Below are 12,463 nucleotides of genomic sequence, written 5' to 3'. Positions count from 1 at the left end.
GCGCTTTCCTTTTATCCGCCCGGACGGTCCAGCACACGATGTCGACAGCACCGCGGTGCCGGCCGCGCGCGACCGGCCGGCAGCGCATGGCCAGGAATCGAGACGAGTGACCACCGAGCGACCACAGCGCCACCACAGTCACAGCCATGAACGACCGATACGACCGCGACCGACGAGACCGAGGCACCGACCGCTCGAGCGACGCCGAGCGAGACGATCGGTATCGCGAGTCCGAGGGACGACAGCACCACGACCGCGGCTGGGTACACGGACTCTACAGCCGTGGCGGCAGTGAGGACACGGGCGCGAACGGCCCGTCTCGAGACCGTTCCGAGGAGGCTTCTCGAGGCCGCTCGGAGGAGTGGCACAGTTCGGAGGAAGACGTCCGCGGGACCGCCGGCGAACCGGACTACGGCCGCCAGTCGGCCGGCGGGGACCGACAGCGGGGTCGCCGCGAGGAGGCCGGCCGCGGCGAGCGAACGCAGCGCGGCCAGCAGGGTCGCGAGATGGGCGGTCAGCAGGGCCAACGCGGACAGCCCCAGCAGAATCGGGGCGACCGAGGCCAGCAGGGCGGTCAGGAGAGCGGGTTCGAAACCAACGCGATTCGGGAGTCGAACCTCCAGTACGGCGGCGAGGCGCGCCACGAGCGCCAGCAGTCCCAGCCGCAGGGCGGGCAGCGGCCCCAGCAGATGGGCGACCAACAGCGTCGGAGCGGCCGACAGGGTCAGCAGGGTCAACCCCAACAGCAGGGCCAGCAGGGCCGCCAGCGAATGGGCGAGCCACAGCGCGGACAGATGGGCGGCCAGCAGAGCCAACGGATGGGCGGTCGACAGCGCGGCCAACAGGGACAACGCAGCCAGCAGGGCCGTCAGGGAACGGGCGAGCCACAGCGCGGACAGCGAGGACGACAGTCGCCGCAGCAGGGGTCCCGGGGATACGAACAGCGCAGCCAGCAGGGGCAGGGTCGCGAGCGAACCGGCCAGTACGAGCACCATGGCGGCTCCGAACAGTCCCGCCGCGAACGCCAGCGCCAGCCCGGGAGCCAGTTCGAACCCGACGTGAGCGACGAGGCGGACCTCGAGTACGGCGCCGAAGCGCGCCGGCGACAGAGTGGCGCCCAGTCCCAGCCCCCCAAAGGCCGACGAGAGCAGCGCGGTCAACAGCGCCAGCAACAGACCGGCGGTCAGCAGCGCCGGCAACAGACTGGCGGTCAGCAGCGTCGACAAGGAATGAACGAGCAGCGCGGTCACCAAGGAATGGGCGGCCAGCGAGATCGCCAGCAGATGGGCGGCCAACGCGGACGGCAGACGGGCGGTCAACAGCGCGGGCGGCAGGACCGCCAGCAGACGGGACGACAACAGGGCCAGCGCGGCCAGTCCCAGCAGGGCAGTCAGGAGAGCGGGTTCGAAACCAACGCGATTCGGGAGTCGAACCTCCAGTACGGCGGCGAGGCCCGCCACGAGCGCCAGCAGTCCCAACCGCAGGGAGGCCAGCAACCTCAACAGATGGGAAGCCAGCAGTCCCAGCCGCAGAGGGGCCAGCAACCCCAACAGACGAGCGGCCAGCAGCGTCGCCCCGATCAGCAGGGCGGGCGCGAACGCGGAATCAACGAACGGATGCCCCGCGGCGCGACGGAGATGCAGGACCAACAGAACCAGCAGGACCGTCGCGAGCGCGGCTATCGGGGCCAGCAGCAGGATCAGCGGCGCCAGCGCGGCCGCGGCGACGCCGCTCAACAGGGCGGCAGCCAGCAGGGCTTCCAGCGCGGCCACGAGCGTCGTAACGAGGCCCGGCAGGACGACGCTCGGCGCGACGAACAAGGTCGGGGGCAACAGTCCGATCGCGGTCAGGGCCAGTACAACCAGCAGAGCCAGGGTCAACGCGGCCAGCAACACCAGGGCCAGCACGGCCAGCCCCGCGCCGGCCGCGCACAGCAGGGCGGCGGCCAACGGACCGGCGGTCGGAGCGATACCGGTTCCCCCGAGCAATACCAGCCCGAGAATCGGTCCGGTGGCGGCCTCGAGCACCAGCCCCAGAGCCGGCGCTCCGAGCAGGGTGACTGGACCGACGAACCTGAGTTCGGCCGGAAGTACCGGAGCCCGAACGATCAGGCGTCCCGGCGCGCCGACGACCGCGGCGAGCAGGGCCACAACCGCGACTGGAACCGCGAGCGCGAGCAGCCCTCCTCGACCGACCGCGGCGACCAGTCGAGTCAGGGGCTCCCCGGCGGTGGCGACGAGCGCCAGCAGAGCCAGCGCGAGGACGAGGACATGGACAGCCGACGGCACGTCCACGAGAACGATCCCGTTCCGCGGGACGACGAGCAGGATCGCGATCGCTAACGGCCGCTTCCGTCTCCGTCCGCCTCGAGTCGATCCGACTCGACCGCGTTTCGAACCGAACCGACCTCGTTTTTAGCGCTTCGGGCCCGACGCTCGACCATGAGCGAGAGCGGCACCTACGTGCTCGTCGTCGACGTCCCGCGAGCGACGACCCTCGAGGTCGGCGCGCTGGGCGAACGCGAGTTCGACGCCGGGGCCTACGCCTACGTCGGCAGCGCGTTCGGTCCCGGCGGCTTCGGCCGGATCGACCGCCACCGCGAACTCGCCCGCGGCGAGCGCGACACGCGACACTGGCACATCGACTATTTGCTCGGCCACCGCGAGACGCGCCTCGAGAGCGCGGTCGCGTTCCCCGACGACGACCGGGAGTGCGAACTCGCGGCGTCGCTGCCGGGCGAGCAGGTCGACGGCTTCGGGGCGTCGGACTGCGACTGTGCGGGGCACCTGCTGACTGCTCCGAGCGCCGACGCTGCGGGCGTTCGCGAGGCGGCGCTCGCCGAAGGCGGTCGCCCGTATTTCGAGTAGCCCGCTGTTGCCGCGGCGAGCGGCAATCGCGACCGAGACCCCGACTGCGAACCGCCACCGCGAGTTATGTGAATACGTGTGGAACGGTACCCATGACCGAATCCGACACCGAGACCGACGATGCCGTCGATCCGGAACTGCGCGACGACGCGATGGAACGGTTCCCGGTCCCCAACCTCGAGGAACTTCCCGACGACCTCAGGGAACGCATCGCGGACGAGACCGAGCGGGCGGGGTTCACGCCGAACGTCTTCGCGGCGATGGCGTACAAGCCCTCGCACTTCCGCGCGTTCTTCGACTACCACGACGCCCTCGTCGAGGACACGGCCCTCGAGCGCGAGGAGATCGAGATGATCGTCGTCGCCGTCTCGGGCGTCAACCACTGCTACTACTGCAACGTCGCCCACGGTGCGCTCGTGCGGATCTACGCCGAGGATCCGCTCCTCGCGGACCAACTGGTCGCGAACTACCGAACCGCAGACATCAACGACGCACACCGCACGATGCTCGACGTCGCGGTGAAACTCACCGAGCGGCCGACCGAGGTCGAGCAGGGCGACCTCGAGGCGCTCCGTCAGGCGGGGTTCGACGAGGAAGCGTGCTGGGACATCGCGTCCGTGACCGCGTTCTACAACCTGAGCAACCGGCTGGCGATGTTCGCCGATATGCGTCCCAACGAGGAATTCCACACGCTCGGACGAGAGTGACTGTGACTGTCTGCGTTGAACGGCGTACTCGAGTGTGTTGGCGGTGAAAAGCGCCCTGCTATCGTGGCAACAGGGAATCGCCACGCCCTCCCCAACCGATTGCGGTCCTCGTCCCTCGCACGACTCCATCGATCGGCCCTCACAGTCGTTCGGACCGATCGACAGCGTGCGCCACCGCAGATTCAATTTGGGTCGGAACCTTCTGCAGACCGCCTGTCCTGAACGCGCGTTCCGGCTTTCACTCTGAATAGCAAAACCGTATTACCGACTACCGGTAGTCGGAACAGCAGAAACAGTGGATCGAACGGTCCGAGAGCCGATCAGTCGTCGCTCGCTGCGAAGCTGGTCGACTCGGCCTCGGCGGCCACGTCGGGCGCACCGGGGAGTTCCTCGCGGACGTCGTCGCTGCCCTGCTCGGTGATCGCCTCGTGGTAGGCCTCGGGCATGACCTTCACGAAGGCGTCGAGCGCGCGCTCCCAGTTCTCGAGCAGGAGTTCGCCCCGCTCGGAGCCGGTGTAGGCGACGTGGTTCTCGACGAGTCGGCGCAGCATCTGTTCGTCTTTCTCCTCGAGGGTGTCGTGCAGCGAGACCATGCCGGTGTTGGCCTTCGCTTCGAACTCGCCGTCGGGGTCGTAGACGTAGGCGACGCCACCGGACATCCCTGCGGCGAAGTTCTTGCCGGTCTCGCCGAGCACGGCGACGACGCCGCCGGTCATGTACTCGCAACCGTGGTCGCCGACGCCCTCGACGACGGCCTTGGCGCCGGAGTTGCGGACGGCGAAGCGCTCGCCGGCGACGCCGTTGACGTACAGCTGGCCGTCGGTCGCGCCGTAGAGCGCGACGTTACCGATCGAGATGTTCTCCGTCGGATCGTAGCCGGCCGTCTCGGGCGTGCGGATCGTGATCTTGCCGCCCGAGAGTCCTTTGCCGACGTAGTCGTTGGCGCTGCCATCGAGGTGCATCGAGACGCCGCTGGCCAGGAACGCGCCGAAGCTCTGGCCGGCGGTGCCCTCGAGGTCCACCGTAATGGTATCCTCGGGAAGGCCGGGTTCGCCGTAGCGGCTGGTGATGCGGTTCGAGAGCATCGCGCCCACGGTGCGGTCGACGTTCGTGACCTCGGTCTCGAGGTTGACCGGCTCCTGGTCCTCGATCGCGTCGGCCGCGGCCTCGATCAGGTCGCGGTCGAGCTGGTCCTCGAGTTCGTGGTCCTGCTCGCGGATCTTCCGGCGGACGTCGCTGCCGGGGTCCGCGAGGACCTCCGAGAGGTCGACGTTGCGGGCCTTCGGGTGGTCGACGTCGTCGCGCTGCTCGAGCACGTCGACCTGGCCGATCATCTCGTCTATGGTCTCGAAGCCGAGTTCGGCCATGAGTTCGCGCAGCTCCTGGGCGATGAACGTCATGTAGTTGATGACGTGCTCGGGCTCGCCGGGGAACCGTTTGCGCAGGTCCTCGCGCTGGGTGGCGACGCCGACCGGGCAGGTGTTCTTGTGACACTGGCGGGCCATCACGCAGCCGCTCGTCACGAGCGAGGCGGTCCCGAAGACGTACTCCTCGGCGCCCAGCAGCGCGGCGACGGCCACGTCGCGGCCGGTCTTCATGCCACCGTCCGCGGAGACGCGGATGCGGTCGCGCAGGCTAGTCGCACAGAGCATCTGGTTCGCCTCCGCGAGACCGAGCTCCCACGGGAGGCCAGCGTTCTTGATCGAGGTGCGCGGCGAGGCGCCGGTGCCGCCGTCGTGGCCCGAAATGTGGACCACGTCGGCGTTGGCCTTGGCGACGCCGGCGGCGACCGTGCCGATGCCGGCCTCGCTGACCAGTTTGACGTTAATATCGGCCTCCTCGTTGGCCGCTTTGAGGTCGAAGATCAGCTGTTTGAGGTCCTCGATGGAGTAGATGTCGTGCAGCGGCGGCGGCGAGATGAGCCCGACGCCGGGCGTGGACTTGCGGACGTGGGCGATCATCTCGTTGACCTTCGAGCCTGGGAGGTGGCCGCCTTCGCCGGGCTTGGAGCCCTGGGCCATCTTGATCTGGAGCTCGTCGGCGTTCGAAAGGTACGTCGAGGTGACGCCGAAGCGGCCCGAGGCCACCTGCTTGACGTTACACTCGCGTTCGGTGTCGAACCGCTCCGGGGGCTCGCCGCCCTCGCCGGAGTTGGACTTGCCGCCCAGCCGGTTCATCGCGATCGAGTTGTTCTCGTGGGCCTCCGGCGAGAGGCTCCCGAGGCTCATCGCGGCCGTCGAGAACCGCTCGACGATGTCCTTGATCGGCTCGACGTCCTCGACCGGGATCGACTCGCGGTCGGAATCGAACTCGAGCAGCCCGCGCAGTGTCTGGAGGTTCTGTTGCTGATCGTTGATCTTCTCGGCGAACTCCTGGTAGCGCTCGTAGTCGTTCGAGCGCACGGACTGCTGGAGCGCGCCGACGGTGTCGGGGTTCCACTGGTGGTGGATGCCGCCCGAGCGGTGTTCGAACTCGCCCTGTCGCTGGAGGTTCGGATCGTCCTCGTCGACGAAGGCGGTCTCGTGGCGCTCGCGGAGGTCGGCCTCGATCTCGGGGAGGCCGATCCCTTCGGTGCGGTTCTCGGTGCCCTCGAAGTACTCCTCGACGAGGTCGCTGTCGAGTCCGACGGCCTCGAAGATCTGGGCGCCCTGGTAGCTCTCGACCGTCGAGATCCCCATCTTGGCCATGATCTTCAACAGGCCGTCCTCGACGGCGCCGACGTAGGCGTCGATGGCGACCTCGGTGTCCGCGCCGTCCTCGCCGGCGGTGATGTCCGCGATGGTCTGGTAGGCGAGGTACGGGTTGACCGCACCGGCGCCGTAGCCGACCAGCGTCGCGAACTGGTGGACGGTGCGCGGGTCGGCCGATTCGACGACGAGGCCGACGTGGTTGCGCAGCCCGTTGCGCACGAGGTGGTGGTGGACGCCGCCCGTCGCCAGCAGGCTCGGGATCGCGACCCGATCCTCGTCGACGCTCCGGTCGGACAGGACGATCACGTCGTGTCCGTCTTCGATCGCCTCGACGGCGTCCTCGCGGACGCGTTCGATCGCGTCGCGGAGGTCGTCGCCCGACTCCTCGCGTTCGGGCTCGTAGGTGATGTCGATCGTTGCGGCCGTGATGGCGTTGGCCTCGCAGTCGCGGATCGACTCGAGTTCGGCGTCGGTCAGGATCGGCGAGTCGAGCACGAGTTGGCGGGCGTGCTCGGGCGACTCGTCGAGCAGGTTGCGCTGGTAGCCGAGCCGCGACTCCATCGAGGTGACGAGTTCCTCGCGGATGTAGTCCAGTGGCGGGTTGGTGACCTGCGCGAATAGCTGCTTGAAGTAGGAGAACAGCGGTCGGTTGAACTCCGTCAGGACCGACAGCGGCGTGTCGTCGCCCATCGAGCCGACGGGATCTTTCCCCTTCTGCATCATCGGCTCGATCAGGTTCTCGAGTTCGTCGTGGGTGTAGCCGAAGGCGGCCTGGTAGTCGCGCAGGTCGTCGACCGACTGCCGGGGCGCGCTGTCGTCGGTCGTCCGGATGTCGTCGAGGTGGACCTGTTCCTGTTGGACCCACTCGCCGTAGCGGTCGTCAGTGAGGTCGTCGAAGACCTCCTCGTCTGGGATAACCCGGCCCTCGTTGGGGTCGGCGAGGAAGAGTTGCCCGGGCTGAAGGCGGCCTCGTTCCTCGATGTTTTCGGGGTCGGTATCGAGGGCGCCGGCCTCGCTGGCCATGATCAGACGGTTGTCGGACGTGACGTCGTACCGGCAGGGGCGCAGGCCGTTGCGGTCGAGGACGGCGCCGACGCGTTCGCCGTCGGTCGCCGCGACCAGTGCAGGGCCGTCCCACGGCTCGACGAGCGAGGCGTGGAAGTCGTACCAGTCCTTCCGATCGGGATCCATCGCGTCGTCGCCGCGCCAGGCCTCGGGGACGAGCATCCGCAGGGCGTGCGCTAAGTCCCGACCGTCCTGCATCAGCAGTTCGAGCGCGTTATCGACGCTCGCGGTGTCGGATTGATCAGGATCGTCGATGATCGGCTTGACCGCCTCGAGATCGGAGAGTACGTCGCTCTCGATGTCGGTCTCGCGGGCTCGCATCCAGTTGATGTTGCCCTGAATGGTGTTGAACTCGCCGTTGTGGATGATGTTCCGGTAGGGGTGGGCGAGNTGCCAAGCGCCGAGCGTGTTCGTCGAGAACCGCTCGTGGACCATCACGAACGTCGACTCCATGCGCTCGTCGGTCAGGTCGGGATAGTAGGAGGGGACCTGAACGCCCTTCAGCAGCCCCTTGTAGACGATCGTCTTCGAATCGAGCGAGACGACGTAGAAGCGCTCGTAGTACTTCGGATCGACGTCCTCGACGGCGTCTCCGCGAGCACGTTGCTCAACGGCGTTCTCGAGGGCTCGTCGACCGACGTAGAGGCGTCGATCGAACGTCTCCCGATCGACGTCGTCCTCGGGAGCGACGACGACCTGCCGGACGTCCGGTTCGGAATCGACGGCGGTCTTCCCGAGGTCCGCGTTATCCGTCGGGACGTCCCGCCACTCGAGCACCTCCAGATCGTAGGTCGAAAGCGACTCCTCGACGAGCGAGACGAGCGCCGCCCGGGCCGCATCGTCTTGGGGCAAAAAGAGCGATCCGACGGCATAGAGCTCGGGGAGATCGGTCTCGAGAACGTCCTCGAAGAAGGCGTCAGGTCGCTGCAGCATGATACCTGCGCCGTCGCCGGTGTTTTTCTCCGCGCCGGTGGTCCCGCGATGTTCGAGGTTGACGAGTAGTTCCAATCCGTCGGCGACGACGTCGTGTCCCCCATCCCCATCGAGGTCCATGACGACGCCAACGCCGCAGTTCGACCGTTCGTCTGCGGGGTCTACAAGCCCCCGCGAACGCTCGGCGGATGACGCTATCTGTGGCTGTGACATACACCCTCATTACGAGAACTGCTATAAGAGACTGACCCATTATGGCTAAGTGTATTATAAACACATATAGCCGGATATAAGGTCTATTCCCATACTATACAAGTATCATTATAGATCAGGCCAATCCGTCGATGAGGACGCGTTCCGGGCGTCCAACGCCAAAATTGGTGCGCGAAACTCGTCTCTACAAAGCGGCTACTGTCCTCGAAAAACGACGTTCTCCAGCGGGAAAGGATCGCTGCCCGGGCAGGGCAGCAGTGTCAGAGGCACGTAGTGCTCACCCACCAGAGTGAACACCACATCCGTTCGTACTCACTCTTTCCGTAAGGAAGATTCGGTTAAAGAGTTAGGTTCGGATGGATATACCTGTTCGCTATTCGCAGGCAGCCCCGCTACCGAATTCACTTGAACCAACTGCGGATCGAGAATCGAATTCCGCCTCGAGTCGACGAGAGTACGCCGTCCGAGCGGAACGTGAGTAACAGACCGAAGCGGACGGCGACCCGATCCGCGATCAGTACGACTTCGCGAAGTAGGCGATCTCGTCGGCGGGATCGCCGCAGACGCCGCACTCGTCGTGCTCGGGTTCGGGCACCTCGCCGCTCGAGTGCCCGCCCACGTCCTCGAGCGGTTGCATGACGATCTCGGCGGCGATCTTCTCCTTGATGGCCTCCTCGCAGGCCTCGTCGCCACACCACGGCGTCTTCACGTAGCCGCCGTGTTTGCCGATCGTTCCGAGGATCTCCTCGGGGCTGTGGGCCTCGCGGATGTTCTCTTCTAGGTTCTCCTCGGCCGTCTCGTAGAGCTTGTCGTAGATCTCGTCGAGGTGTTCGTCGACGCTCTCGACGATTTCGTCGCGGTCCTCGACGGACTCCTCGTTGTCCGGTCGGTGGACCATCGTGACCTCCTCGTCTTCGACCTCGTAGGGGCCGATCTCCAGCCGGAGGGGAACGCCGTTGAGCTCGTGCTCGTTGAACTTGAAGCCGGGATTGCGCTCGTCGCGGTCGTCGAGTTCGACGCGGAAGCCGGCGTCCTCGAGTTCGTCGGCGATGTTCTCGGAGTACTCGAGGACGTCCTCCTTGGTGTCTTCCTGCCAGATGGGGACGATGGCGACCTGTGTGGGTGCGATCGTCGGCGGGAGCACGAGCCCCTGATCGTCGGAGTGGGTCATGATGAGCGCCCCGATCGCGCGCCAGGAGACGCCCCACGAGGTGGTGTAGGCCGTCCGTTCTTCCTCGTCCTCGTCGGCGAAGGTGATGTCGAACGCCTCGGCGAAGCTCTGGCCGAGGTTGTGGCTGGTGCCGCCCTGAACGGACTTGCCGTCGGGCATCAAGGCCTCGACGGTCGTCGTCGTGTCCGCGCCGGGGAACTTGTCGTGCTCGGGCTTCTTGCCGCGCAGCACCGGAATCGCGAGCACGTCCTCGTAGAGGTCTTCGTACTGGCCCAGTCGGGTCCAGACCTCATCCCAGGCGCCTTCGTCGGAGGCGTGGGCGGTGTGGCCCTCCTGCCACATGAACTCCTTCGTCCGGAAGAAGGGCTTGGTCTCGGTGGCCTCCCACCGCACCACGGAGCACCACTGGTTCAGCCGCAGGGGCAGGTCGCGGTGGCTGCGGACCCAGTCGGCCATAAAGGGCGCGATGATCGACTCGCTCGTGGGACGGACCGCCAGCCGCTCCTCGAGTTCCTCGTGGCCGCCCTGAGTCACCCACGCCACTTCGGGGTCGAACCCTTCGACGACGTCCTTCTCGCGCTCGAGGAAGGACTCGGGGATGAACAGCGGGAAGTAGACGTTGTCGACGCCGGTCTCTTTGAACCAGCCGTCGAGCGCGTCCTGAATACCCTCCCACAGCGCGTAGCCGCGGGGCTTCGTGACGATGAAGCCGCCCATCGGCGCGTAGTCCGCGAGGTTGGCCTTCTGGACGACTTCGGCGTACCACTCGCCGGGTTTGTGCGATTTCGACTCGGTGATTCCGAGTTCCTGGCTCTCGTCGCTCATTGGTACGTCATCCAGTCAGCGCGGTCTTAAACCATGCGAAGGCCGGACGCTTGGTCGTGAGCACCTACCTCGTCTCCGCCGTCGCTCCCCGACGGACGGCGTTTACCGCCGCACCAAGCAGTATCACGATACCGCCGAAGTAGAGCCACGTGACGAACAGCAGGACGGCGCCGATCACGCCGTAAGCCGCGTACCGGCCGGCGTTGGCCGCGTAGATCCGGAACCCGACCTGCAGGAGTACCCAACCGATCGCGGCGATGATCGTGCCCGGGAGCACTTCCGATATCGAGACGCTCGCCGGCGGAAGCACGTAGTATATCGGCAGAAACGCGATCGTCAGGACGACGATCAACACGAGCGTTCCGATCACGTTGGCGAACGGGATTTGCAGGCTGAGTATTGAGAGCGCAACGCCGACGGCGACGACGAGCGCGACGGCGAGTGCGATCCCGACGACGGCGACGATGGCGTCCCGGATCTGGCCCAGGAGCGACGCGTCGACCGCGTCCGCGTACACCTCGTCGAACGCCTGATCGAGACCGCGAAAGAGCTTCAGGGCGCTCCACGCCAGCGCGAGGAACCCGACCACGGACGCGGCCGCCCGGCCGGACGGGTCGGTCAGCGCCTGCGACACCATCTGCTGTCCCGAAGACGACAGTTGCTGACTGAGCATGCTGGCCACGCGATCGGCCAGCGCCTGTCCACCGACGAACGAGGCGATCGTCACGGCGAGCAACAGCAACGGTATTGTCGAGACGAACGCGTAGTAGGCGATCCCCGCGGCCAGAAACGTGAGATTCCGATCCCTCGCGAGAGCGACGACGGAGCCGACGGTCGACATAGCCGTCGTACGACGGCCGCCCAGTTGAACCCGCTCGTGGCAGTCGCAACCGTCTCGGTTCGTTTCCCTCTCGACGACGATGAACGCTCCCTCGGTTTCATCCGGTTCTGACAGCGTTATGTGTGCGACACCGGTACACGCATTCGGTATGAAAGCGATCGAAGTCACTGAGTACGGCGACAGCGACGCACTCGAGGTCGTCGACGCAGACCTGCCGGAGCCAAACGCGGGCGAGGTCCGCATCGAGGTCGAGGCAGCGGGGATCAACTTCGCGGACATCATGCAGCGCCGCGGGGTCTATCCGGACGGTCCCGACGCGCCCTACGTCCCGGGGATGGAGGCCGCGGGGACGGTCGACGCGGTCGGCGAGGGCGTCGACGACGTCTCCGAGGGCGACCGCGTCGTCGCGATGCTCGACACCGGCGGCTACGCGGAGTATGCGACCGCCAACGCCGCGATGCTCTTTCCCGTACCCGAGGGGACGAGTTTCGAGGAGGCCGCCGGCTTCCCCGTCCAGTTTCTCACCGCCCACTGCTGTCTGTTCGAGTGGGGCGGCCTCGAGGAGGACGAGTCGGTCCTGATCCAGGCCGCCGCGGGCGGGGTCGGGACGGCCGCCGTGCAACTCGCCTCGAACCACGGCGCGGAGGTCTTCGGAACCGCGAGCACCCAGGAGAAACTGGATCTCGCCGCCGACCTGGGCTGTGACCACCCGATCAACTACACGGAGACGGACTTCCGCGACGTCGTCGACGACGAAACGGACGGCGAAGGGGTCGACCTCGTCCTCGAGAGCGTCGGCGACGACGTCTTCGAGCGCAGCCTCGACGCGATGGCCCACTTCGGCCGGATGGTCACCTTCGGCGTCGCCAGCGGCGTCCCCGCTGAGGTCCAGAACCGACGCCTACTCTTCGAGAACAAGACCGTCAAAGGATTCCACCTCGGTCAGGCCTCCGTTCACGACCCGAGTACGGTCATGGCGGCCGTTCCCGAGCTCACCGAGGGGTTGACCAGCGGCGACCTCGAGGTGATCCTCGGCGAGTCGTTCGCGCTCGAGGACGCCGCCGAGGCCCACCAGTACATCGAGGACCGCAAGAGTTCCGGGAAAGTCGTGCTGAAGCCGTAAGCGCCGATCGAACGGCGGCGAAGCGCTG

General features: G+C 66.7%; 7 protein-coding genes. 4 read left to right on the top strand and 3 right to left on the bottom strand.

The features are described from left to right. Positions 1-146: 146 nt before the first annotated feature. The 3 genes from C477_RS23465 to C477_RS07705 all read left to right on the top strand — a co-directional run bounded on the left by C477_RS23465 (position 147) and on the right by C477_RS07705 (position 3,574). Positions 147-2,342 (top strand): hypothetical protein, encoded by a 2,196-nt coding sequence (locus C477_RS23465; protein ID WP_152423292.1) that lies wholly within the window; start codon positions 147-149, stop codon positions 2,340-2,342. Positions 2,343-2,441: 99 nt separating this feature from the next. Next, positions 2,442-2,867, top strand: coding sequence for a GIY-YIG nuclease family protein (locus C477_RS07710; protein WP_008893901.1), 426 nt, complete (start codon positions 2,442-2,444; stop codon positions 2,865-2,867). A 92-nt stretch (positions 2,868-2,959) separates the two neighbouring features. After that, the gene (locus C477_RS07705; protein ID WP_008893900.1) at positions 2,960-3,574 is read left to right on the top strand and encodes a peroxidase-related enzyme; all 615 of its coding nucleotides are present in this window, start codon (positions 2,960-2,962) and stop codon (positions 3,572-3,574) included. A 320-nt stretch (positions 3,575-3,894) separates the two neighbouring features. Here the strand turns inward: C477_RS07705 and gltB are convergent, their stop codons facing one another. The 3 genes from gltB to C477_RS07690 form a co-directional block, all read right to left on the bottom strand. Further along, the gene (gene gltB / locus C477_RS07700; RefSeq protein ID WP_193366256.1) at positions 3,895-8,475 is read right to left on the bottom strand and encodes a glutamate synthase large subunit; all 4,581 of its coding nucleotides are present in this window, start codon (positions 8,473-8,475) and stop codon (positions 3,895-3,897) included. Positions 8,476-8,989: 514 nt separating this feature from the next. Next, the gene (proS, locus tag C477_RS07695; protein ID WP_008893898.1) at positions 8,990-10,471 is read right to left on the bottom strand and encodes a proline--tRNA ligase; all 1,482 of its coding nucleotides are present in this window, start codon (positions 10,469-10,471) and stop codon (positions 8,990-8,992) included. 64 nt (positions 10,472-10,535) lie between these two features. Continuing rightward, a complete protein-coding gene (locus C477_RS07690) occupies positions 10,536-11,312 on the bottom strand; it encodes a YihY/virulence factor BrkB family protein (protein ID WP_008893897.1) in 777 nt (258 codons plus the stop codon). Between the two features lie 148 nt (positions 11,313-11,460). Here C477_RS07690 and C477_RS07685 point away from each other — a divergent pair, with 148 nt between their 5' ends. After that, positions 11,461-12,435: a quinone oxidoreductase family protein gene (locus C477_RS07685; RefSeq protein WP_008893896.1), complete on the top strand. Its 975-nt coding sequence runs from the start codon at positions 11,461-11,463 to the stop codon at positions 12,433-12,435. The last annotated feature ends 28 nt before the right edge of the window (positions 12,436-12,463 follow it).

Origin of the sequence: Haloterrigena salina JCM 13891 (genome assembly GCF_000337495.1) — an archaeon.
In the GTDB taxonomy this organism is placed as follows: Archaea; Halobacteriota; Halobacteria; order Halobacteriales; family Natrialbaceae; genus Haloterrigena; species Haloterrigena salina.
This window is presented reverse-complemented; position numbering and strand designations above follow the sequence as displayed.

What these genes read in the sequence shown, in the direction of transcription:
- C477_RS23465 (WP_152423292.1), top strand. Translation starts at nt 147, where the DNA reads ATGAACGACCGATACGACCGCGACCGACGAGACCGAGGCACCGACCGC.
- C477_RS07710 (WP_008893901.1), top strand. Translation starts at nt 2,442, where the DNA reads ATGAGCGAGAGCGGCACCTACGTGCTCGTCGTCGACGTCCCGCGAGCG.
- C477_RS07705 (WP_008893900.1), top strand. Translation starts at nt 2,960, where the DNA reads ATGACCGAATCCGACACCGAGACCGACGATGCCGTCGATCCGGAACTG.
- proS (WP_008893898.1), bottom strand. Translation starts at nt 10,471, where the DNA reads ATGAGCGACGAGAGCCAGGAACTCGGAATCACCGAGTCGAAATCGCAC.
- C477_RS07690 (WP_008893897.1), bottom strand. Translation starts at nt 11,312, where the DNA reads ATGTCGACCGTCGGCTCCGTCGTCGCTCTCGCGAGGGATCGGAATCTC.
- C477_RS07685 (WP_008893896.1), top strand. Translation starts at nt 11,461, where the DNA reads ATGAAAGCGATCGAAGTCACTGAGTACGGCGACAGCGACGCACTCGAG.